This window comes from Streptomyces sp. NPDC033178, assembly GCF_055577685.1.
Map to the genome: position 1 here is coordinate 111,932 of NZ_JBVIPT010000025.1, position 21,497 is coordinate 133,428.

19 protein-coding genes and 1 riboswitch are annotated in these 21,497 nt (G+C 71.3%); of the genes, 14 read left to right on the forward strand and 5 right to left on the reverse strand.

All coding sequences use genetic code 11. The features are described from left to right. The first annotated feature begins 4 nt into the window (after positions 1-4). The gene (locus ACZ5VQ_RS43260; protein ID WP_055618648.1) at positions 5-457 is read left to right on the forward strand and encodes an Lrp/AsnC family transcriptional regulator; all 453 of its coding nucleotides are present in this window, start codon (positions 5-7) and stop codon (positions 455-457) included. An 81-nt stretch (positions 458-538) separates the two neighbouring features. On the opposite strand, the gene ACZ5VQ_RS43265 is transcribed toward ACZ5VQ_RS43260, so the two are convergent. Then, the gene (locus ACZ5VQ_RS43265) at positions 539-1,288 is read right to left on the reverse strand and encodes a GntR family transcriptional regulator (RefSeq protein ID WP_469109803.1); all 750 of its coding nucleotides are present in this window, start codon (positions 1,286-1,288) and stop codon (positions 539-541) included. A gap of 222 nt (positions 1,289-1,510) precedes the next feature. On the opposite strand from ACZ5VQ_RS43265, the gene ACZ5VQ_RS43270 reads away from it, so the two are divergent. The 6 genes from ACZ5VQ_RS43270 (at position 1,511) to ACZ5VQ_RS43295 (ending at position 8,599) form a co-directional block, all read left to right on the forward strand. Further along, the gene (locus ACZ5VQ_RS43270; protein WP_469109804.1) at positions 1,511-2,656 is read left to right on the forward strand and encodes an ABC transporter substrate-binding protein; all 1,146 of its coding nucleotides are present in this window, start codon (positions 1,511-1,513) and stop codon (positions 2,654-2,656) included. Next, positions 2,653-3,552: an ABC transporter permease gene (locus tag ACZ5VQ_RS43275; protein ID WP_469109805.1), complete on the forward strand. Its 900-nt coding sequence runs from the start codon at positions 2,653-2,655 to the stop codon at positions 3,550-3,552. Before ACZ5VQ_RS43270 ends, ACZ5VQ_RS43275 begins: the two co-directional genes overlap by 4 nt. Next, entirely contained in the window at positions 3,537-4,364 is an 828-nt protein-coding gene (locus ACZ5VQ_RS43280; RefSeq protein ID WP_362084519.1) for an ABC transporter permease, read from the forward strand. Before ACZ5VQ_RS43275 ends, ACZ5VQ_RS43280 begins: the two co-directional genes overlap by 16 nt. Positions 4,365-4,367: 3 nt before the next feature. After that, a complete protein-coding gene (locus ACZ5VQ_RS43285) occupies positions 4,368-5,438 on the forward strand; it encodes an ABC transporter ATP-binding protein (protein WP_469109806.1) in 1,071 nt (356 codons plus the stop codon). Between the two features lie 95 nt (positions 5,439-5,533). Then, positions 5,534-7,087: an HAD-IA family hydrolase gene (locus ACZ5VQ_RS43290; protein WP_469109832.1), complete on the forward strand. Its 1,554-nt coding sequence runs from the start codon at positions 5,534-5,536 to the stop codon at positions 7,085-7,087. A gap of 123 nt (positions 7,088-7,210) precedes the next feature. After that, positions 7,211-8,599 carry an MFS transporter gene (locus ACZ5VQ_RS43295; protein WP_469109807.1) on the forward strand — a complete coding sequence of 463 codons (1,389 nt, stop codon included), beginning with the start codon at positions 7,211-7,213 and terminating at the stop codon, positions 8,597-8,599. Here the strand turns inward: ACZ5VQ_RS43295 and ACZ5VQ_RS43300 are convergent. Further along, positions 8,568-9,236, reverse strand: a complete 669-nt coding sequence (locus tag ACZ5VQ_RS43300; protein ID WP_469109808.1) for a Repetin — start codon at positions 9,234-9,236, stop codon at positions 8,568-8,570. The two genes, ACZ5VQ_RS43295 and ACZ5VQ_RS43300, sit on opposite strands and share 32 nt — an antisense overlap. 331 nt (positions 9,237-9,567) lie before the next feature. On the opposite strand from ACZ5VQ_RS43300, the gene ACZ5VQ_RS43305 reads away from it, so the two are divergent. Both ACZ5VQ_RS43305 and ACZ5VQ_RS43310 read left to right on the forward strand, forming a co-directional pair. Further along, positions 9,568-10,356 (forward strand): carbon-nitrogen hydrolase family protein, encoded by a 789-nt coding sequence (locus tag ACZ5VQ_RS43305; RefSeq protein WP_469109809.1) that lies wholly within the window; start codon positions 9,568-9,570, stop codon positions 10,354-10,356. 81 nt (positions 10,357-10,437) lie between these two features. Further along, the gene (locus ACZ5VQ_RS43310) at positions 10,438-12,144 is read left to right on the forward strand and encodes a flavin monoamine oxidase family protein (protein WP_469109810.1); all 1,707 of its coding nucleotides are present in this window, start codon (positions 10,438-10,440) and stop codon (positions 12,142-12,144) included. Between the two features lie 85 nt (positions 12,145-12,229). On the opposite strand, the gene ACZ5VQ_RS43315 is transcribed toward ACZ5VQ_RS43310, so the two are convergent. Further along, entirely contained in the window at positions 12,230-12,940 is a 711-nt protein-coding gene (locus ACZ5VQ_RS43315; RefSeq protein ID WP_469109811.1) for a DUF5995 family protein, read from the reverse strand. Between the two features lie 173 nt (positions 12,941-13,113). Here ACZ5VQ_RS43315 and ACZ5VQ_RS43320 point away from each other — a divergent pair, with 173 nt between their 5' ends. Beyond that, positions 13,114-14,235 carry a glycoside hydrolase family 6 protein gene (locus ACZ5VQ_RS43320; protein ID WP_469109833.1) on the forward strand — a complete coding sequence of 374 codons (1,122 nt, stop codon included), beginning with the start codon at positions 13,114-13,116 and terminating at the stop codon, positions 14,233-14,235. Here ACZ5VQ_RS43320 and ACZ5VQ_RS43325 read toward each other — a convergent pair. Together ACZ5VQ_RS43325 and ACZ5VQ_RS43330 are read right to left on the reverse strand one after the other, a co-directional pair. Continuing rightward, complete coding sequence (locus ACZ5VQ_RS43325; protein WP_469109812.1) at positions 14,217-15,635, reverse strand: uracil-xanthine permease family protein; 1,419 nt, start codon at positions 15,633-15,635, stop codon at positions 14,217-14,219. The two genes, ACZ5VQ_RS43320 and ACZ5VQ_RS43325, sit on opposite strands and share 19 nt — an antisense overlap. A gap of 126 nt (positions 15,636-15,761) precedes the next feature. Beyond that, entirely contained in the window at positions 15,762-16,976 is a 1,215-nt protein-coding gene (locus tag ACZ5VQ_RS43330; protein ID WP_469109813.1) for an MFS transporter, read from the reverse strand. A 121-nt stretch (positions 16,977-17,097) separates the two neighbouring features. On the opposite strand from ACZ5VQ_RS43330, the gene ACZ5VQ_RS43335 reads away from it, so the two are divergent. From ACZ5VQ_RS43335 to ACZ5VQ_RS43350, 4 genes are all read left to right on the forward strand, one after another. Continuing rightward, a complete protein-coding gene (locus ACZ5VQ_RS43335) occupies positions 17,098-18,297 on the forward strand; it encodes an ROK family transcriptional regulator (protein WP_469109814.1) in 1,200 nt (399 codons plus the stop codon). Positions 18,298-18,634: 337 nt separating this feature from the next. Continuing rightward, positions 18,635-18,765, forward strand: a riboswitch (FMN riboswitch). A gap of 152 nt (positions 18,766-18,917) precedes the next feature. Continuing rightward, positions 18,918-19,553: a riboflavin synthase gene (locus ACZ5VQ_RS43340; RefSeq protein ID WP_469109815.1), complete on the forward strand. Its 636-nt coding sequence runs from the start codon at positions 18,918-18,920 to the stop codon at positions 19,551-19,553. Then, a complete protein-coding gene (locus ACZ5VQ_RS43345) occupies positions 19,550-20,194 on the forward strand; it encodes a nicotinamide mononucleotide transporter family protein (RefSeq protein WP_469109816.1) in 645 nt (214 codons plus the stop codon). Before ACZ5VQ_RS43340 ends, ACZ5VQ_RS43345 begins: the two co-directional genes overlap by 4 nt. Continuing rightward, entirely contained in the window at positions 20,191-21,483 is a 1,293-nt protein-coding gene (locus ACZ5VQ_RS43350) for a bifunctional 3,4-dihydroxy-2-butanone-4-phosphate synthase/GTP cyclohydrolase II (protein WP_469109817.1), read from the forward strand. The genes ACZ5VQ_RS43345 and ACZ5VQ_RS43350 overlap by 4 nt, the downstream gene beginning before the upstream one ends. Positions 21,484-21,497: the final 14 nt, after the last annotated feature.

A 21,497-nucleotide genomic window follows, 5' to 3' on the forward strand; every position in this document is an offset into this window, starting at 1 on the left:
CGCAGTGCTGAACGATCTCGACGAACGCATCGTGCACGCCCTCGCCGAGGACGCCCGCCGCTCCTATGCCGACATCGGGCAGGAGGTCGGGCTGTCCGCGCCCGCGGTGAAGCGGCGGGTGGACCGGTTGCGGGCCACCGGGGCGATCACCGGGTTCACCGTTCGGGTCGACCCCGCCGCGCTCGGGTGGGAGACCGAGGGGTTCGTCGAGATCTACTGCCGGCGGAACACCTCGCCGGAGACGATTCAGCGGGGGCTTGAGCGGTATCAGGAGGTGGTGGCCGCGTCCACCGTCACGGGGGAGGCGGATGCGATGGTCCAGGTTTTCGCTTCTGACATGCGGCATTTCGAGCGGGTGCTTGAGCGGATTGCCGGCGAGCCGTTTGTGGAGCGGACCAAGTCTGTGTTGGTGCTTTCGCCTTTGTTGCGGAGGTTTTCTTCGGGGTCGCCGACGTAGGTGGTTGTGCGGGTGGTGTAGCGGCCTGCGGGCTCGTTGTGGCTGGTTGCGCAGTTCCCCGCGCCCCTGAAGGGGCGGTGCTCAGAAGTCCGACTGGCCCGACTGGCGGGCCAAGGCGTTGTTCGCTATGGAGTTGTGGACGCTGAAGGTGATCGCGTCCGGGCGGTAGCGGTCGTCGGACCATTCGACGGGGCGGCCCTCGCGGGTTGTTGTCACGCGGCGGACGCGCAGGAGGGGGCTGGTGCGGCGGACGTCGAGGAGGTCGGCGTCCTGGGCGCCGGCGGCCACCGCGTCGATGACGTGCTCGCCGTAGGCGAAGACGAGGCCCGTGTCCTCGTACAGGCGCTGGGTGACCGAGGGGCAGTCCGGTTCGACGGCCTCGACGGCGGGGGAGATCCAGGCCGCGTAGACCGTGCGCTCCAGGAGGACCGGCTCGCCGTCCAGGCCGCGTACGCGCAGGACGTGCAACACCGGGGTGCTGGTGGGCAGTTGGAGGCGGACGGAGTCCTCGGGGGTGGCCGGGCGGTACTGCGACGACACCACGTGGCCCGTCGCCTCGCGGCCCATCGCGCGGGCCCACTGGGCGAAGGAGCGCAGCTCCTCGAAGGACTGGCTGCGGCGGCTCGCGAGGACCACGCGGCGCGCGCCCTGCCGGGAGCCGATGAGGCCCTCGGCGGTCAGGGCGGCGACGGCCTGGCGGACGGTTCCGCGGGAGACGCCGTAGCGGGCCGCGAGGTCGGTCTCGGCGGGCAGCCGACTGCCCACGGTGTACTCCTCGCGGTCGATCGCCCGCCTGAGTTCCTCGGCGATCTCCTCGTGTCGCGTCGCCATGCTCCCCCTCTGTGCGCAGATGTGGACCCCTTGATCAGCCTAGACGAGGATCGCTGGTGACACGTGCGCCCGGCGAGTGGCAGGGAAATCAAGGGTCACGGTTTCGACAATGTTTACGAACAGGTCATCAACGCCGGGCCTACTTGGGCCAACTTGTTCAGACAAGTTCTGCTGACCAGCTCTGCGTCTCGAGTGATCCCTGCGCGCCCCCTGGAGAAGAACGTGACCGTGTCCCTGCCCAGAACAGCCGTCTTCGTCGGCGCCGCCGCACTCGCCCTGAGTGCCTGCGGCGCGGCCCCCGACGACGCGTCCACCACCACCGACGGCAAGAGCGCCGCCACCGCGACCTCCGCCGAGGCCTTCGGCGGCATGGACGCACTCGTGAAGGCGGCCAAGAAGGAGGGCACGCTGCAGGCGATCGCGCTGCCCCGCGACTGGGCCAACTACGGCGCCCTCATCGACGGCTTCCAGAAGAAGTACGGCATCAAGATCGAGGTCGAGAACCCCGACGGCAGCAGCCAGGACGAGATCAACGCCGTGACGTCGAGGAAGGGCCAGGACCGGGCGCCCGACGTCCTGGACCTGGGCAGTTCGTTCGCGCTCAGCGCCGCCCAGCAGGGACTCCTCGCGCCCTACAAGGTCGCGGGCTTCGCCGACATCCCCGAGGGGCAGAAGGACGCGCAGGGCCGCTGGTTCAACGACTACGGCGGCTACATCTCCATCGGCTGCGACGCCAAGCGCGTGAAGACCTGCCCGACCACCTTCGCGGACCTGCTGAAGCCGCAGTACAAGGGGCAGGTCGCGCTAAACGGCAACCCCACCAAGTCCGGTTCGGCCTTCGGCGGGGTCTGGGCGGCCTCCCTCGCGAGTGGCGGCTCCTTCGACGACATCCAGCCCGGCCTCGACTTCTTCGCCAAGCTGAAGAAGAACGGCAACTACACGCCCGTCGAGTCGACTCCCGCCACGGTCGAGAAGGGCGAGACGCCGATCAGCATCGACTGGGACTACCTCAACGCCGGCTACGCCGACGAGTTCAAGAAGAAGGGGCTCGACTGGAAGGTCGCGGTCCCGTCCGACGGCAAGTTCTCCCAGTACTACTCGCAGGCCATCAACAAGGACGCCCCGCACCCCGCGGCCGCTCGCCTGTGGCAGGAGTACCTCTACAGCGCCGAGGGCCAGAACCTCTGGCTCAAGGGATACGCCCGTCCGGCCCTGATGACCGCCATGGAGAAGGCCGGCACGCTCGACAAGACCGCCGCCGCCAAGCTTCCCGAGGTCTCCGGGACGCCCGCCTTCCCGACCGAGGCCCAGCAGAGCAAGGCCAAGACCGTGCTCGGCCAGGGCTGGGGCAAGGCCGTCTCCGGATGACCGCGACCCTCACACGTGTGGACGTGGCGCCCGTCGCTTCCCCGAAGCGGCGGCGCCACGCGCCCGGCTGGCTCGCCGTCGTCCCGCTGCTCGCCTTCGTGGCGCTCGCCTTCGGGATCCCCGCGCTGGCCATGCTGAACGGCGCGTTCACCGTCAAGGACCCGGCCACCGGGGCGACTTCGTACACCACGGCGAACCTGACCGCCTCGCTGAAGGGCGCGTACCTCACCGCCCTGCTCGGCAGCGTCAAGCTGTCCGCCGTCTCGGCGGTCGTCTCGACGGTGTTCGGCCTGCTGGTCGCCCAGGCCGTGGTGACCTCCCGCTTCCGCGCTCTGCGCGAGGCCGTGCTCACCGCGTCCGGGGTTCTCGCCAACTTCGGCGGCGTCCCGCTGGCCTTCGCGTTCGTCGCCACGCTCGGCAACTCCGGTGTCCTGACCCGCCATCTGGGCCTCGCCGACAACGGCTGGAGCCTCTACAGCTTCTCGGGTCTGGTGATCGTCTATCTCTACTTCCTGATCCCGCTGATGGTCCTCACCATCACCCCCGCCCTCGACGGACTGCGCGTCCAGTGGCGCGAGGCCGCGCGGAACAACGGGGCCACGGCCGTCCAGTACTGGCGGCACATCGCCCTGCCCGTCCTCGCGCCCTCCCTCCTCGGCGGATTCGTGCTGCTCTTCGGCAGCGCCTTCGCCGCGTACGCCACCGCCGCGGCCATGGTGGGCAGTTCGGTCCCGCTGGTCACCCTCCAGATCGCCGATGCCATCTCCGGCAACGTCCTGGTCGGCCAGGAGAACGTGGCGCTCGCCCTCAGCCTCGACATGGTCCTCGTCGCGGGCCTGGTGATGGCCGTGTACCTGCCCCTGCAACGACGGAGCGCGCGATGGCTCGACAACTGAACCAGTCCGTACGTCCCTGGCGCGGGGTCGTCCTCGCCGGCGCCGCGCTCTACTTCCTGGTGCCGCTGGCAGCGTCCGTCGTCTTCACGGTCGACGTGCCGGGACAGGGCGTCACCTTCGACGCGTACACACAGATCTTCGGCACCGACGGGTTCGTCTCCAGCCTGCTGCTCTCGCTGGAACTGGCCGCCGCCACCATCGCGATCGTGCTGCTGCTGATGGTGCCCGCCATGGTCGCGCTGCGGCTCGGCGCGCCGAAGCTGCGGCCGGTCGTCGAGATCGTCTGCTCGCTGCCTCTCGTCGTTCCGCCCATCGCGTTCGTCGCCGGGATCGGCACGGTCCTGAAGTGGGGGCCCGAACACCTCTCCCGCACCCCGCTGTTCCAGACGTTCGTGTCGATCCAGAACCCCGACTTCCCATTCGTCCTCGTCCTCGCGTACGTCGTGATGGCGCTGCCGTTCGTGTACCGGGCCCTGGACGCCGGGCTGCGCGCGATGGACGTACGCACCCTCGTCGAGGCCGCCCGCAGCTGTGGCGCGGGCTGGCCGCAGGCGCTCGTACGGGCCGTGCTGCCGAACCTGCGCGGGGCGCTGCTCAACGCGTCGTTCCTCACCCTGGCCCTGGTGCTCGGCGAGTTCACCGTCGCCCAGCTGCTCGGCTTCCAGCCGTTCGCCGTGTGGATCGTCAACGTCAGCGGTTCGCAGGCCCAGTTGTCCGTCGCCGTCTCCGTGCTCAGCCTGCTCGTCACGTGGGCACTCCTTCTCGCGCTCGCCGGATTCGGTGGGCGCTCCCGTACCGCTCCCCGGGGATGAACCATGACCGCAACCACGCTTGAGAAGACGGCCACGACGGCCGCCACCGTCGAGTTCCGGGGCCTGCGCCGGGAGTTCGGCAGTACCGTCGCCCTCGACGGGCTCGACCTGACCGCACGGCCCGGCGAACTCCTCGCCCTGCTCGGCCCGTCCGGCTGCGGCAAGACCACGGCCCTGCGGATGCTCGCCGGGTTCGAACACCCCGACTCCGGTGAGGTGTTGGTCGACGGCGAGGACGTCACACGCGTCCCGGCCCACCGGCGCGACGCCGGGATGGTCTTCCAGTCGTACAGCCTCTTCCCGCACCTCAGCGCGCTCGACAACGTCGCCTTCGGGCTGCGGATGCGCAAGGTGCGTACGGCCGAACGGCAGTCGCGGGCAGCCGAGTTGCTCGAACTCGTCGGGCTCGGCGACAAGGGCGGGAACTTCCCGCACCAGCTCTCCGGCGGTCAGCAGCAGCGCGTCGCGCTCGCCCGCGCGCTCGCGCTCCGGCCCCGCGTCCTGCTTCTCGACGAACCGCTGTCGGCGCTCGACGCCAAGGTGCGGCTCACGCTGCGCGAGGAGATCCGCCGGCTCCAGCAGGAACTCGGCATCACCACACTGTTCGTGACGCACGATCAGGAGGAGGCCCTGTCGATGGCGGACCGGGTCGCCGTGATGCGCGCCGGACGGCTCGAACAGTGCGCCGCTCCGGCCGAGTTGTACGGGCGGCCCGCGACCGCGTTCGTCGCCGAGTTCGTCGGCACGATGAGCCGCATACCGGGCCGGGTGACCGACGGGACGGTCGAGGTGCTCGGGCAGCGGCTGCCGGTCGACGGCGAAGCGCCCGCCTCGCCGGACGTGGACGTGCTCGTACGGCCCGAGGCGCTGCGGGTGACGGCCGAGGACGCCTCGGACGCCCGGGTCGTCGCCTCCGCCTTCCTCGGAGCGGCCACCCGCGTCACCGTCCGGCTCGCCGACGGCACCGAGGTGAAGGCCGACCTGCCGACCCACGAGGCCGCCGCGCTGGGCGCGGGCACCGCCGTGACCGTGAGCCTGCCGGAGCGTCCCGTCCTGGTCGCCGACCGCCTGTGAGAGAGAGCCGCGTGACCCCCCACATCCCCCACACCACCCCTGCCGACCGCACCCCTCGCCGTCCCCAACAGCCGCTCCAGGCCGTCCTGTTCGACATGGACGGGACCCTCGTGGACACCGAACGGCTGTGGTGGGAGGCGGTCGAGCACGTCGCGGCGGGGCTCGGCCGGTCGCTCACGGAGGCCGACGAGGAGGACGTGCTCGGGCGGCCCGTCGAGCACACCGCCGAGATGCTGAGCCGGGCCACGGGAGCCCCGTTCGCCGAGGTCGCAGCCGATCTGCACCGGGAGTTCGCCGTCCGGGTGCGCTCCGGTGTCGTGGCCAGGCCCGGCGCGCTCCGGCTCCTCGACGCACTGGCCGCGGACGGCGTGCCCACCGCCCTGGTGACCGCGTCACCGCGCGCCATCGCGGACCTCGTCGTCGAGGGCCTGGGCGCCGGACGCTTCGCGGTCACCGTCACCGCCGACGACACCCCGCGCACCAAGCCCGCCCCCGACCCGTATCTCGCCGCCTGCCGCGCCCTCGGCGTCGAACCCGCCTCCTGCGTGGCCGTCGAGGACACCAGGACCGGTGTCTCCTCGGCGGAGGCGGCGGGCTGCACGGTGCTCGCGGTGCCGTCGCTCGCGCCGATCGCCGCCGCGCCCGGCCGCACGGTCCGGGAGAGCCTGGAGGACGTGACCCCGGCCGGACTGCGCGACATGATCACCACCCGTGAGGCAACTGAGCCTTCTGACCGGTCTGAACCTTCTGACCTGCCTGAACCGTCTGACCTGCCTGGCCCGTCCGACCTGTCCGACTCATCTGACCTGCGTGAACTTCGCGTGATGAGCTGGAATCTCTGGTTCGGCGGTACCAAGGTCCGCCATCATCGCGAGAAGCAGCTCAAGATCATCCTGGAGACCGGCGTCGACGTGGTCGGGCTGCAGGAGACGTACGGCACCGCCGCCCGGGAACTCGCCGAGGCGCTGGGCTGGGAGTACCACCAGGCCGGCGAGAACCTCGGCGTCATCAGCCGGTATCCGATCACCGGCCGGCTCGGTGCCGCGGACCCCGGCTTCTACGGGGCGACCGGCGTACGCGTCACGCTCGGCGCGGACCAGGACGTCGTGCTGTGGAGCGCCCACCTCGACTACACGCCGTACGGTCCGTACGAGGCCTCCTTCGACGGGCTCGCCGCGTCCGAACTGGCGGCCCACGAGTCCGTACGGCTGGGGCAGGTACGGGAGATCCTGGCCGCGATGGCCCCGGACCTGGCGGCCCGCGACACCATTCCGGTCCTCCTGGTCGGCGACTTCAACGCCCCCTCCCACCTGGATCGCGACGACTCCGAGTGGCCCGTGACCAGGGCCGCGGAGGAGGCCGGCCTGCGCGACTCCTACCGGGAGGCGCACCCCGACCCGGTCCGGAGCCCCGGCCACACCTGGTCGCCGGTCCACACCGAGCACGAGGACGGCAGCGGGCGCCCAGAGCCGCAGGACCGGATCGACTACGTCCTGTACGCGGGCTCCGGGCTCCGGGTCCTCGCCTCCCGCACCCTCGTCACCGGCACTCCGCGCACCTGGCCCGACGTCGAGGACAACGACTGGCCGTCGGACCACGCGGCGGTGATCACGACATTCTCGCTGGGCCGGGTGGTCCGTTCGGACTAGCATTTGCGTCATGACCTGGCGACATTGATCCACCAGCCGTGCCTCCCGAGGGGCCCGAGGACCGCCTCGGACGCCGTATCTCCGGCGTCCGAACTGTCCCTGCGGTCCCTGCGGGAAGGCCTCATGACTCTCTCACCTGCGCGTGTGCCCGGCACCGGCCCTGGCTCCGGCCCCGCCGTCCGGCGGCTGACGGCCACGCTGTACGGCTACGCGTTCCTCGACGACTTCGTCCTGCTCTACCCGGTCTACGCCCTGCTGTTCAGCGACACGGGCCTCACGGTCTGGCGGATCTCCTCGCTGTTCTGCCTGTGGGCGCTGACCGGCGTCCTGCTGGAGATCCCGTCCGGCGCCTGGGCCGACGCCGTCTCGCGGCGCCTGCTGCTCTGGTTCGGACCGCTGCTCACGGCCGCCGGATTCGCCCTGTGGGTACTCGCCCCGTCGTACTGGGCCTTCGCCCTCGGCTTCGTCCTCTGGGGCGCCAAGGGAGCACTCGGCTCCGGCGCGCTGGAGGCGCTGGTCTACGAGGAGTTGGACCGGCTCGACGCGGCCGACCGGTACGGGGCCGTCATGGGCCGGGCCCGCGCGGCCGGGCTCGTGGCCGTGATGGCGGCGATGCCGCTGACCGGGCCGGTGTACGCGTTCGGCGGCTACCCGGCCGTCGGACTCGCCAGTGTGCTCGCCTGCCTCCTGGCGGCGGCCACCGCGGCACGCTTCCCGGAGCACCGGGAACCGGCCGACGCGGCGAAGGACGGCGACGCCCGCCGCGAAAGCCCGGGCGACGACCTCGGCGAGGGGCTGGGTGACGGCCCTGGCGAGGGACTGGATGACGGACTTGGCGACGTACGTGGCGACGCACGTGGCGACGGCTGGACCCGGACGCTGCGGGCCGGGCTCGCCGAGGCCCGTGGCGACCGGTCCGTCCGTGGCGCCCTGCTGCTCGTACCGGCCGTCACCGCCGTGTGGGGCGCCCTCGACGAGTACACACCGCTGCTCGTGCGTGACACGGGCGTCGCGGAAGCCGCTGTCCCGAACTGGCTGTTGCTGATCTGGGCGGGGGCGACGGTCGGCGGGCTGCTCGCCGGCGCGGGCAGGCGGCTGGGCACGGGCGGCTTCGCCGGGCTGCTCGCGGTCTCCGCGGTGGCGCTGGCCGCGGGGGCGTGGGTGCGGACCCCGGCCGGCATCGGCCTTGTGGCGCTCTCCTTCTGCGGTTTCCAGCTGGCGAGCGTGCTGGCCGACGCCCGGCTCCAGGACCGGATCCGCGGAACCGGCCGGGCCACCCTGACCTCGGTGGCCGGAGTGGGCACCGACCTGACCACCATCGCCGTGTACGGCGCCTACGGGGTGGTCGGGTCGGCGACCACGCACGGTGCCGCCTTCGCCCTGTTCGCGGTGCCCTACCTCGTGACGGCCGCGCTGCCGGCGGCCGTCGGAAAGGCGGCGGCCGGGAAGGGTGCCGCCGGAAAGGGGGCGGCCCGCGCGGCTAGAACTTCGGGTTCCAGGGCACGACCGTGAAGTCGCCCGTGCCCTTCTTCACCTTCTCGAAGGGCGCGGAGCCGACGCACTTGGGCAGGTCCTTCGTCTCGACGGGGTTTCCGGTGGAGGCCCAGCTGTATCCGAGCCGGTCCTGCCGCCCGGTGTCGTGGACGGTGATGCCGACCCGCTTGCCCTTGGCGCCCGGCAGGTCCGAGTCGGTCACGACACCGGAGACGACAGCCACCTTGGCACCGGTGACGAGGCAGTCCACCTCGGCCTTCGCCCAGGCACCGTCCCCGCCGGCGTAGTGGCTCCACTCGAAGGTGCCGGTGGCCTTCAGCGGATCGTCCGTGTCCTCCGCCGCCAGATGCGCGTCGAAGGAGAACGTGATGTCGTCCCCGGCCGACCGGTACAGCATCGCCCTGCCGGTGAGCGCGGCGGCCTCACGCTGACGCTCACCGGACGTGTACGCAAAGGCAGTGGAGGGCGCTGGGACGCTGGAGGCAGTGGAGGCAGTGGAGGCAGTGGAGGGCGTGGAGGGCGCTGACGTCGATCCGGTGGCGGCCGACGGCGTGGTGGAGGCGGTGGTGGACGAGGTTGCCCCGGCGGCCCCCGTGGCCCCGGCGGTCACGAGCAGAGCGGCACCGAGCACGGCGGTCTTCGTACGGCGGTTCATATCGGCCCTTCGTGGTTCGTCCGGTGGTTCGACGGCGGGTGCGGACAGCACTCACTGTCCCGGCGCCGGTGCCGCGCCACATCGCGCCGCAGGCTGCACCACGCCTCCGCCGCCCGGCGGGGGAGTACACCCGTGACCTGCGCCCCTGGGAGGAGGTGCCCTCATGCCAGGGGCGCGCACCAGGGGCGCGCAACGAATCGCCGCCGTACCGCCGACGGACGCAACGATTCGTTCACCGGCGCGCAACGGCTCCTCCTTGTCCGCCCGAGCCCGCCGCCCGTACCGTCTATCTGGCCCCCCGAACCCCCTCCGATCCCGGTGAGGAACACGCATGCGCACCGCCCTGCTCCAGAGCTCCGGCCGTCCCGGCTCGGTCGTCGAGAACCTCAAGGTCCTCGACGAGGCCGCGGACCGTGCCGCCGCCGCGGGCGCCGGGCTCCTCGCCGCCCCGGAGATGTTCCTGACCGGCTACGCGATCGGCGCCGACGTGCACCGCCTCGCCGAGCCCGCCGACGGCGACTCCGCGGACGAGATCGCCGAGATCGCCTCCCGGCACGGCGTGGCCATCGCCTACGGCTACCCGGAGCGCGCGGGGGAGCTGGTCTTCAACTCGGCCCAGCTGATCTCCGCCGACGGCACGCGCCTCGCCAACTACCGCAAGACCCACCTCTTCGGCTGCTTCGAGCAGGAGTGGTTCACCCCCGGCGACGAGCCGGTCGTCCAGGCCGAGCTCGACGGCCTCCGCGTCGGCCTGATGATCTGCTACGACGTGGAGTTCCCGGAGAACGTCCGCGCGCACGCCCTCGCCGGCACCGACTTCCTCGTCGTGCCCACGGCCCAGATGCACCCGTTCCAGTTCGTCGCCGAGTCCGTCGTACCGGTGCGTGCATTCGAGAACCAGATGTACGTCGCGTACGTCAACCGGGTCGGTGCGGAAGGGGAGTTCGAGTTCGTCGGGCTCTCCACGCTGGCCGGGCCCGACGGAGGCGCCCGGGCCCGCGCCGGCCGCGGGGAGGAACTCGTCCTCGGTGACGTGGTCCCCGCCCTCCTCGCCGCCTCGCGCGAGGCCAACCCGTATCTGAAGGACCGCCGCCCCGGCCTCTACGGGTCCCTCGTCTGACATCCCCGGATCCACCGGGCCCGCCCCAGACCCACCGGGCAGCCTCACCACCCAGCTTTCCCTGCAAGGAGTCCGTACCCCATGACGTCCACGGTGCCCCCCGCCGTCCCGCACACCGACGCGCAGCCGCCGATCACCATGTTCGGCCCGGACTTCCCGTACGCGTACGACGACTTCCTCGCGCATCCCGCGGGCCTGGGCCAGATACCGGCGACCGAACTCGGCACCGAGGTCGCCGTCATCGGCGGCGGCCTCTCCGGCATCGTGGCCGCGTACGAGCTGATGAAGATGGGCCTCAAGCCCGTCGTGTACGAGGCCGACAGGATCGGCGGCCGGCTGCGGACGGTGGGCTTCGACGGGTGCGACCCCTCTCTCACCGCCGAGATGGGCGCGATGCGCTTCCCGCCGTCCTCCACGGCGCTCCAGCACTACATCGACCTGGTGGGGCTGCGGACCGAGCCGTTCCCCAACCCCCTTGCCGAGGCGACCCCTTCGACCGTGGTCGACCTCAAGGGCGAGTCGCACTACGCGACCAGCGTCGACGACCTGCCGCAGGTCTACCGCGACGTGATGAACGCGTGGAACGCCTGCCTCGAAGAGGGTGCCGACTTCTCCGACATGAACCAGGCGATGCGCGAGCGCGACGTGCCGCGCATCCGCGAGATCTGGGCGAAGCTCGTCGAGAAGCTCGACAACCAGACCTTCTACGGCTTCCTCTGCGAGTCGGAGGCCTTCAAGTCCTTCCGGCACCGCGAGATCTTCGGCCAGGTCGGCTTCGGCACCGGCGGCTGGGACACCGACTTCCCGAACTCCATCCTGGAGATCCTGCGCGTCGTCTACACCGAGGCCGACGACCACCACCGCGGCATCGTCGGCGGCAGCCAGCAACTCCCGCTGCGCCTGTGGGAGCGCGAGCCGCAGAAGATCGTGCACTGGGCGTACGGAACGTCGCTCGCCACCCTGCACGACGGGGCGCCGCGGCCCGCCGTGACCCGTCTGAACCGCACGGCCGGCAACGGGATCACGGTCACCGACGCCTCCGGCGACATCCGTACGTACCGGGCGGCGATCTTCACCGCCCAGTCCTGGATGCTGCTGTCCAAGGTCGCCTGCGACGACGCGCTCTTCCCGATCGACCACTGGACGGCGATCGAGCGCACCCACTACATGGAGTCGAGCAAGCTCTTCGTGCCGGTCGACCGGCCGTTCTGGCTGGACAAGGCCGTCGACGACAGGGGAAATCCGACGGGCCGTGACGTCATGTCGATGACGCTCACCGACCGGATGACGCGCGGCACCTACCTTCTCGACGACGGGCCCGACAGGCCCGCCGTCATCTGCCTCTCCTACACCTGGTGCGACGACAGCCTGAAGTGGCTGCCGCTGTCCGCGAACGAGCGGATGGAGGTCATGCTGAAGTCGCTCGGCGAGATCTATCCGAAGGTCGACATCAGGAAGCACATCATCGGCAACCCGGTGACCGTGTCCTGGGAGAACGAGCCCTACTTCATGGGCGCCTTCAAGGCCAACCTGCCCGGCCACTACCGCTACCAGCGGCGCCTGTTCACCCACTTCATGCAGGACCGGCTGCCCGAGGACAAGCGGGGCATCTTCCTCGCGGGCGACGACATCTCCTGGACGGCCGGCTGGGCCGAGGGCGCCGTACAGACCGCGCTCAACGCCGTGTGGGGCGTCATGCACCACTTCGGCGGCGGAACGGACCCGGCCAACCCGGGCCCCGGCGACGTCTACGACGAGATCGCCCCGGTGGAACTGCCCGAGGACTGAGCCGGACCCCTCCGGGGGCGCGGGGCCGTATCGACATGCGGCTCCGCCGCGGGGCACGACCAGCCCCCACCGGCCCGCGGGCCGATCACCGCGCTCCCGGCGGAACGCTCAGCGGAGTGAGCAGGCAACGGCCGACCAGGCCAACCCCCGTGTCGAGCCGCTCCACGAACTCCTCGGCCAGATCGGGGAGTTCCCGCAGCGCCCACACCGCCCGGGCGGCGGACCACGCAGCGTCCCGGGCCCGGTCCAGGCTCCACGCGCCGAGCAGATGGGTCAGCGGATCGGCGATCTGGAGGAGATCGGGGCCTGGCATCAGATCTTCGCGGATCCGCTCCTCCAGCGAGACGAGGACGTCACCCACGCGGTCGAACTCGTTCTCCAGCTCGGCCGGTTCGCAGCCGAGCGTACGACAGGTGTCCACCACCGCGAGCGCCAGATCGTGCCCGATGTGCGCATTGATGCCCGCAAGGGCGAACTGCAGCGGACGTACTCCGGGATGGCGCCGGAGCTGGAACAGCGGCCGCCAGCAGGCGGGCGGACGGCGCTCGTCCGCCACCGCCTCGACGGCGTCCAGATAGCGCTCCGCGAACCGCACGTCCAGCGTGATCGCGGCGCGGGCATCGGTGAAGTGCCCTGTCTCCAGGCGCCGGTCGACCTCCTCGGTGACGGTGAGGTAGACACGGTTGAAGACCGCGACACCGTCCCGCTCGGGCCAGCCCGCACCGAGCGCACGCATCCGGTGCACCACCGCGTCGACGCTGTGCACGCGAGCTGTGAACTGTTCCAACGGCACCATGGGGGCAGGGTCCCAGGCCTAGGCTGTGCCGAGGGCCGCCGGGCCGAGCGCTTCCCCAGAACGGGGGAACACGCGGGACCCGACGGAGGGGGGAGCACCACGTGTCAGGGCAACGTGCCCATCGCCTGGCCGCACGCAGGGCCGAGCGCAGGCGCGCCGCCCGGCGCGGCGCCATGGTCGCCGTGGCGTCCGCGGTCGTCGCGGTCGGCACCGTGACAGGGATGATGTCCGCGTTCGACGACGGTCGCGGCAGCGACGAGGCGCGCCCCGACGTCACCAGCTCACCGCTCCTGCAGCCGCTGCCCGGAGTGCCCACGCCGTCGCCCTCCAAGACGTCCGCCTCACCGTCTCCGTCGCCCTCCCCGTCCAGGACAAAGCCGAGCCCCAAGCCCTCGAAGACCGCGTCGACGAAGCCGCGGACGGAACCCGTGTCGGTGCAGCTGTACCGACACCCCGAGTCCCAGGTCCTCGACTGGGTCCGCGACCACCGCGGCGACCCGCGCCGCCCGCTCATCGAGTCCCGGATAGCCGACCGGCCCGCCGCTGTGTGGTTCGCGGACTACACGCCGTCGAACATCACCGCCCGCGTCAGGGCGGTCACTTCGGCCGGCTCGGCGAAGGACAGGGTCCCGGTCGTCGTCCCGTACGCGATATCGAACCGCGACTGCGGAGGGGCCTCGCAGGGCGGTGCGCCGGACCTCGGGGCGTACGACGGGTGGATCGACAAGTTCGCGGCGGGCCTCGGTTCCGAGGAGGTCATCGTGGTCCTGGAGCCGGACGCGATCGCCCAGTCCGACTGCCTGTCCGAAGGCGACCGGGCCGCCCGTTTCGCCTCGCTGGCCCGCGCGGGACGCGTCCTCAAGGCGGCGAACCCGAAGGCACGGGTCTACTTCGACGCGGGTCACTCCGACTGGAACACCCCGGAGAAGCAGGCCGGGCTGCTCCGCCGGGCCGGTGCCGCGTCCGCCGCCTCCTCGGACGGCATCTTCAGCAACGTCTCCAACTTCAACCGGACGGGCGACGAGATCGCGTACGTCCGCCGGACCCTCGACGCCCTCGGCGGCCCGGCGGGCCTGGGTGCCGTCATCGACACCAGCCGCAACGGCAACGGAGCCCCGGCCGACGGCGAGTGGTGCGACCCCGCGGGCCGCAAGCTCGGACAGGCGCCGACCATGAGCACCGGAGAGGCACGGATCGACGCCTACCTGTGGGTGAAGCTGCCCGGCGAGTCCGACGGCTGCAAGGGCGCGCCGGGGACGTTCACCCCGGACTACGCCTACGACTTGGCGCGCTGATCCGACCCCGGGTCCGCCCCCGCGGCCGATGAGTCGTCGTACGAAGAGGTGCCCTCGTCGAGCAGCGGCTCCCGCGACTTGAGGTGCGACGGGGCCATCGCGCGCAGCGCGTGGTACCCGACGATGACGACGAGCGTGCCGAGCGCGATGCCGCTCAGCGAGAACGTGTCGGTGAACTCCAGCGTGACGTTGCCGACGCCCATGATGATGCCCGCCGCGGCCGGCACCAGATTCAGCGGATTGCGCAGGTCCACCCCGGCGTTGAGCCAGATCTGCGCGCCCAGCAGGCCGATCATGCCGTACAGGATGACCGTGATCCCGCCGAGCACACCGCCAGGAATGGCGGCCACGACCGCGCCGAACTTCGGGCAGAGGCCGAAGAGCAGCGCGAAGCCCGCGGCGGCCCAGTAGGCGGCCGTGGAGTAGACACGGGTCGCGGCCATCACGCCGATGTTCTCGGAGTACGTCGTGTTGGGCGGGCCGCCCACGACGGTGGAGAGCATCGAGCCGACGCCGTCCGCGGAGATCGCGGTGCCCAGCTTGTCGTCCAGCGGGTCGCCGGTCATCTCGCCGACCGCCTTCACATGGCCCGCGTTCTCGGCGACCAGCGCGATGACGACGGGCAGCGCCACGAGGATCGCCGACCAGTCGAAGGACGGGCCGTGGAAGTTCGGCAGCCCGATCCAGTCGGCCCGGCCCACGGCGGAGAGGTCGAGCCGCCAGTGATCGGTGAGCTTGCCGCTCGCGTCGACCGAGTGGATCCGCCCGAAGAGGCGGTCGAAGACCCAGGAGATCCCGTACCCGAATACCAGCCCGAGGAAGATCGCGATCCGTGACCAGAAACCGCGCAGGCACACCACGGCGAGAGCGGTGAACACCATCACGAGCAGCGCCGTCCACTGGTCCTGCGGCCAGTACGTGGAGGCGGTGACCGGCGCCAGGTTGAAGCCGATCAGCATGACGACCGCGCCCGTGACGATCGGCGGCATCGCGGCGTGGATGATCCGCGCCCCGAAGCGCTGCACCGCCAGACCCACGAGGAACAGCGCCACGCCGACCACGAAGACGGCACCGGTCACGGTCGCACTGGTGCCGCCCTGCGCGCGGATCACCGCCGCGACGCCCACGAAGGACAGCGAGCAGCCCAGATAGCTGGGCACCCGGCCGCGGGTCGCGAGCAGGAAGATCCCCGTCGCGACGCCCGACATCATGATCGCGAGGTTCGGGTCCAGGCCCATCAGGACCGGCGCGACGAAGGACGCCCCGAACATCGCCACCACGTGCTGGGCGCCGAGCCCTGCCGTACGCGGCCACGACAGCCGTTCGTCGGGGCGGACGACCGCCCCCGGCGCGGGCGTGCGCCCGTCACCGTGCAGCTTCCAGCGCACGCCGAGGTCCATGGTGGGGCTTCGCTTTCTCTGTACGTCGAGATCTGAACGTCGATGGGCCGACATCAAGATCCGTAAGTGAAGATCAGCGCCATGGTAGGGCGGAGCGGGGAGAGCGGAGAGGGGAGGGCGGCCGGTTCAGGGCCGGCGATCCGGAACCGGCGCGTCCGCCGGGCTGACCTTCCCGCCGGCGGTGCGGCCGCTGGCGCGCAGCACGTTCGCGAACGAGGCGAGACCGAGGGTCAGCACCGTCACCAGGACGAACGACGTCACCAGGCTCGTCGCGTCCGCCACGGCCCCGATCGCGGACGGCGCGATCAGGCCCGAGGTGTACGTGATGGTGGCGACGCCCGCGATGGCCTGGGACGGGTTGGGGCCGCTGCGACCGGCCGCCGCGAAGCAGAGCGGGACGACGACGGCGATGCCGAGGCCCAGCAGGGCGAAGCCGGCCATGGCCACCGCGGCGTTCTGGGCCAGCACGACGAGCAGCGCACCGAGGGTCGCGAGGGCGCCGCTGACCCGTACCGTGCGGACCGGGCCGAAGCGGTCCACCACCGAGTCGCCGGCGAACCGGGCGATCGCCATGGTGAGCGTGAAGCCCGTCGTGGACGCGGCCGCGACCCCGGCCGAGCTGTCGAGGACGTCCCGCAGATACACCGCCGACCAGTCCAGGCTCGCCCCCTCCGCGAACACCGCGCAGAAGCCGATCGCGCCGATGAGCAGCGCCGACCTCGGAGGCAGCGCGAAGCGCGGGGGCGGTTCCTCGTCCTCGGTGGGGCGCAGGTCCAGCACCCACTGACAGGCGGCCACGCCGATCAGCGTGAGCGCCACGGCGGCGAGCGCGTGGTGCAGACGCGCGTCCGAGCCCAGATGGGCGGCGACGGTACCGGCCGCCGAGCCGACCAGTGCGCCCGCGCTCCACATCCCGTGCAGCCCGGACATGATCGACTTGTCGAGTCGGTTCTCGATCTCGACACCCAGGGCGTTCATCGCCACGTCGGCCATGCCCGCCGTCGCGCCGTAGACGAAGAGGGCCAGGCACAGGGTGAGCAGGTTCGGCGCGAGTGCCGGGAGGACGAGCGCGAGCGTCCACAGCGCGATCAGGCCGCGCAGGGCGGCGCGGGCGCCGAAGCGGTGGCTGACGCTGCCCGCGAGCGGCATCGCGACGGACGCTCCGATCGCCGGGAACGCGAGCGCCAGGCCGAGCTGGCCCGCGCTCACGGAGGCGTGGTCCTGGATCCACGGGACGCGGGTCGCGAACGAACCGGTGACGGCACCGTGCACGGCGAACACCACCGCCACGGCGTACCGGGAGCGTTTCACCTCGCGCTGGTCGTAGACCACTTCACTCATTTCCCGGCCCCTCCCTGTCCTCTCCCCACTGTGCCGCCGTAAACTATCAGGGACCCTGCCTGATAGATAGGCGGTATCGGGCCCTGCCGCCCCGGCGCCCCCGATCTGGAAGGATCCCGGCATGCCCGCATCACCGAGCACCGCCCGGGCCATCAACGACCGGCTCGCCCTGCGTCTCCTCCAGCAGGAAGGCCCTTTGACGGCAGGGCAGTTGAAGCAGCTCACCGGCCTGTCCCGGCCCTCCGTCGCCGACCTGGTGGAACGTCTCGCCGCGGCCGGACTCATAGGCGTCGTGGGGGAGTCGGGCGAACAGCGACGCGGCCCGAACGCCCGGCTGTACGGGATCGTCGCCGACCGCGCGCACCTGGCCGCACTGGACGTACGGACCGAGGGCGTGGCCGTCCTCGTGTCGGATCTGCTGGGCTCCGTGCTGGCCGAGGCGTCGGTGCCGATCGGCGACGGAACGGACACCGGGCCCGCCGTCGAGCAGGCGGTCACGCTGGTCGAACGTACGGCCAAGGAGGCGGGCGTCGAGCGGCTGCACACCATCGGCGTCGGAGCCCCCGGGCTGATCGACCCCGCCACCGGCGAACTCCGCGACTCTTCGGGGCTGCCCGAATGGCACCGCCGGCTCGCCGCGGCGTTGCAGGAGCGACTGCCGGCCCGTGTCCTCGTGGAGAACGAGACCAACCTCGCGGCGCTGGCCGAGCAGCGCGACGGGGCCGCACAGGATCGCGACACCTTCGTCCTGCTCTGGCTCGGCCACGGCATCGGTGCGGCCGTCGTCCTGGACGGCGTCCTGCGCCGGGGTGCCTCCGGCGGTACGGGCGAGATCGGCTTCCTGCCGGTGCCGGGCACGAGCGGCCTGCCGTCCGCGACGGGCTGCGAGGGCGGTTTCCACTCCCTCGCGGGCGCCGCCGCGATTTCCGAACTGGCGGGGCGTTACGGGATCGTGGCGCCCGCCGCGCCGCACGAACCGCATGCGGCGGCGCTGGTGCGGGAGGCCGTGGCGCGGGTCGAGGCCGATGCCGGTGACCCCTTGGCCTCGGGCTTCCTCGACATGCTCGCCGAACGCGTCGCCCTCGGCGCCGCGTCCGTCGTCGCCGTCCTCGACCCGGGTTGCCTGGTGCTCGCGGGCGAGATCGGCGGGGCGGGCGGCGAGGTGCTGGCCGCCCGCGTCCGGGACCGGGTCGGCCGTATGTCGCCGCTGCCCACCGAGGTGCGGGCCGGCACCCTGGGCGGCGGCGCCGTGCTCCGCGGGGCGCTGCTGATGGCCCGGGACGGGGCCCAGGACGAACTGTTCGCGCCTCCGGAGAGGTGACGCCCGTCTTGGGCGGGGTGGCGGCGCACGGCAACGGTCGATGGCCGGGAAACGGAGACCCGGCGGCGGGGCAAGGGCCTCCGTCACCGCCGCCGGGTCGTTCTGGGGGCGGGCCGGCGAACGCGGAGCCCGTGGAGGCGTCGGTGAACGCAGACCCTAAAGAGGACTAGACCAAAGCGTCAATAGGTATGGACCAATACTAAGCTGCTGTGTCTGAAAGGTAGTTGGTCCGCCACGAGTGTCCAGTGAAGTCCATCGGCACACCCTGTGAGGCAGCCCACAACATTCGCCCGCATGGGCGTCGATCAGGCGTGGCACACTGAGTCTGTACCAGAAGCAGCGCACTCCGGGGTCGGTGAAAGTCCGAACCGGCGGTTACAGTCCGCGACCCGGTCGCTTCCAGCGGCCGGTTGACCAGGTGAAATTCCTGGACCGACGGTTAAAGTCCGGATGGGAGGCAGTGCGCGGCGGGCGGGCATTCGTGCGCGCCGCCGTCTGTTTCGACGTGTCCCACGGGACGCGTCCTACGCGGCGTCGCCCCCGGTGTCCTCGCTCGCTCATATCTGTCGTCATCGACAGGCCCCGGAGTCCGTGCCCGAAATGGCAGGAGGACCCGGGAAGTGTTCACCGGAATCGTCGAAGAGCTGGGTGAGATCACCGCCGTCGAGAACCTCGGCGACGCCTCCCGTTTCCGGCTCCGTGGCCCCGTAGTCACCGAAGGTGCGCGCCATGGAGACTCCATCGCCGTCAACGGCGTCTGTCTGACGGTCGTCGAGCACGAGGGCGACGAGTTCACCGCCGACGTGATGGCGGAGACCCTGGACCGCTCCAGCCTCGGTGTCCTCGCCGTCGGCTCCCGTGTCAACCTCGAACGCCCCATGGCCGTGGGCGAGCGCCTCGGCGGGCACATCGTGCAGGGCCATGTGGACGGCACGGGCGAGGTCGTCGAGCGCAAGCCGTCCGAGAACTGGGAGATCGTGAAGATCTCCCTTCCCGAGGACCTCACTCGCTATGTGGTCGAGAAGGGCTCCATCACCGTTGACGGCATCAGCCTGACCGTTGTCGAGGCGGGCCCCGACTTCTTCACCGTCAGCCTCATCCCGACCACTCTCGACCTGACCACGCTCGGCCTCAAGCAGCCCGGCGACCCGGTCAACCTCGAGGTCGACGTGATCGCCAAGTACGTCGAGCGGCTGCTCGGCTCGCGGGGAGAGCAGCCGGCCGGGCTGCCCGGCAGCCAGGGAGCGACGTCGTGAACTGGCTCAACTCCGAGGCGTTCACGCTCTTCGGCCAGCACATCAAGTGGGCCGACATGATCGGCAACGTGATCGGTCTCATCGGCCTCGCCCTCGGGTGGCGGCGGTCCATCTGGACCTGGCCCGTCCAGTTCCTGTCCGGTGCCATCCTCCTCGCCGCCTTCGCCACCGCCCACCTCTCCGGCAGCGCCGGCAAGCAAATGGTGGTCATGGCCGTCGCCCTGTGGGGCTGGTGGCAGTGGAACCGCGGCAAGGGCGGTGCGCAGGACGGCTCCATCGCCGTGCGCTTCGCCACCTGGCGCGAGCGCGGGTACCTCCTCGGCGCCGCGGCCGTCGGCACCCTCGCGGTCGGCAGCCTGTTCACCGCGTACCCGACGCTCTCCTGGGACCCCTGGCCGGACGCGTACATCTTCGTCGGCACGGTCGTCGCGATGTACGCCCAGGCGCGCGGCATGGTCGAGTTCTGGTTCGCCTGGCTGCTCGTCGACCTGGTGGGCGTACCGCTGAACTTCGCCAACGGCTTCGCCTTCTCCGGCTTCGTCTACATCATCTACGGCGCGCTCGTCCTGTGGGGCATGCGCGACTGGTGGCTGCGCTCCCGCAAGGCCGGGCAGCCCGTCCTGGAAGGAGCCCCGGCATGACAACCGCGCCGGTTTGGTACAGCACGGGTCACGATCAAGACGCCTCGGACTTCGCGCTCGACCCGGTCGAACAGGCCGTCGCCGACATCGCGGCGGGCCGCCCGGTCGTGGTCGTCGACGACGAGGACCGGGAGAACGAGGGCGACCTCATCTTCGCGGCCTCCGCCGCGACCCCTGAACTGATGGCCTTCATGGTCCGCTACACCTCGGGCGTGGTCTGTGTTCCGATGACCGGTCCCGAGCTGGACCGGCTGAACCTGCCCCCGATGACCGCCATCAACGAGGACCGCAAGGGCACCGCGTACGCGGTGTCGGTCGACGCCAAGGAAGGGGTTGACACCGGCATCTCGGCCGCCGACCGCGCCCACACCGTACGGGTGCTGGCCGACCCGGTCACACAGGCGTCCGATCTGACCCGCCCCGGTCACATCTTCCCGCTGCGTGCTGTCGAGGGCGGTGTCCTCGCCCGGCCCGGCCACACCGAGGCCGCCGTCGACCTGGCGCGGCTCGCTGGCCTGGCGCCCGCAGGTGCGATCGCGGAGATCGTGAACGACGACGGCACCATGGCCCGGCTGCCCCAGCTAGTGGTCTTCGCCCGCGTACACGGCCTCTCGATCATCTCCATCGAGGACCTGATCGCCTACCGCCAGAGCTCCGAACCCACGGTCCGCCGCGAGGCAGAGACCCAACTGCCCACCGCCTTCGGCGAGTTCACGGCCTTCGGCTACCGCTCCATCGTGGACGGCGTCGAGCATGTCGCCCTCGTCCACGGCGAGATCGGCGACGGCGAGGACGTCCTCGTACGCGTCCACTCCGAATGCCTCACCGGCGACATCTTCCACTCGCTGCGCTGCGACTGCGGCCCCCAGCTCGAAGCCTCCCTGGAGCGCATCCAGGCGGAGGGCCGCGGCATCGTCGTCTACCTCCGCGGCCACGAGGGGCGCGGCATCGGGCTCCTGTCCAAGCTGCGCGCGTACGAACTCCAGGAGCAGGGGCACGACACCCTCGACGCCAACCTGGAGCTGGGTCTGCCCGCCGACGCCCGGGACTACGCGGCCGGCGCGCAGATCCTGGAGGACCTCGGCGTGCGCAGCCTGCGCCTGATGACCAACAACCCCGAGAAGACCGACGCGCTCGTCCGCCACGGCCTCAAGGTCATCCACCGCGAGCCGATGCCCGTACAGGCGGGCGAGCACAACCTCCGGTATCTGCGCACCAAGCGGGACCGGATGGGGCACGACCTGCCCTGGCTGGACACGACCACCGTGTCCGCCTGCGGCAACCAGTAACGAAGAGCACGAGG

Excerpts from the sequence above, each read along its gene's own strand:
- ACZ5VQ_RS43295 (WP_469109807.1), top strand. The coding sequence starts at position 7,211 with ATGACTCTCTCACCTGCGCGTGTGCCCGGCACCGGCCCTGGCTCCGGC.
- ACZ5VQ_RS43330 (WP_469109813.1), bottom strand. The coding sequence starts at position 16,976 with ATGAGTGAAGTGGTCTACGACCAGCGCGAGGTGAAACGCTCCCGGTAC.
- ACZ5VQ_RS43290 (WP_469109832.1), top strand. The coding sequence starts at position 5,534 with ATGGACGGGACCCTCGTGGACACCGAACGGCTGTGGTGGGAGGCGGTC.
- ACZ5VQ_RS43300 (WP_469109808.1), bottom strand. The coding sequence starts at position 9,236 with ATGAACCGCCGTACGAAGACCGCCGTGCTCGGTGCCGCTCTGCTCGTG.
- ACZ5VQ_RS43275 (WP_469109805.1), top strand. The coding sequence starts at position 2,653 with ATGACCGCGACCCTCACACGTGTGGACGTGGCGCCCGTCGCTTCCCCG.
- ACZ5VQ_RS43335 (WP_469109814.1), top strand. The coding sequence starts at position 17,098 with ATGCCCGCATCACCGAGCACCGCCCGGGCCATCAACGACCGGCTCGCC.
- ACZ5VQ_RS43350 (WP_469109817.1), top strand. The coding sequence starts at position 20,191 with ATGACAACCGCGCCGGTTTGGTACAGCACGGGTCACGATCAAGACGCC.
- ACZ5VQ_RS43265 (WP_469109803.1), bottom strand. The coding sequence starts at position 1,288 with ATGGCGACGCGACACGAGGAGATCGCCGAGGAACTCAGGCGGGCGATC.
- ACZ5VQ_RS43305 (WP_469109809.1), top strand. The coding sequence starts at position 9,568 with ATGCGCACCGCCCTGCTCCAGAGCTCCGGCCGTCCCGGCTCGGTCGTC.
- ACZ5VQ_RS43320 (WP_469109833.1), top strand. The coding sequence starts at position 13,114 with ATGGTCGCCGTGGCGTCCGCGGTCGTCGCGGTCGGCACCGTGACAGGG.
- ACZ5VQ_RS43315 (WP_469109811.1), bottom strand. The coding sequence starts at position 12,940 with ATGGTGCCGTTGGAACAGTTCACAGCTCGCGTGCACAGCGTCGACGCG.
- ACZ5VQ_RS43280 (WP_362084519.1), top strand. The coding sequence starts at position 3,537 with ATGGCTCGACAACTGAACCAGTCCGTACGTCCCTGGCGCGGGGTCGTC.
- ACZ5VQ_RS43325 (WP_469109812.1), bottom strand. The coding sequence starts at position 15,635 with ATGGACCTCGGCGTGCGCTGGAAGCTGCACGGTGACGGGCGCACGCCC.
- ACZ5VQ_RS43310 (WP_469109810.1), top strand. The coding sequence starts at position 10,438 with ATGACGTCCACGGTGCCCCCCGCCGTCCCGCACACCGACGCGCAGCCG.
- ACZ5VQ_RS43285 (WP_469109806.1), top strand. The coding sequence starts at position 4,368 with ATGACCGCAACCACGCTTGAGAAGACGGCCACGACGGCCGCCACCGTC.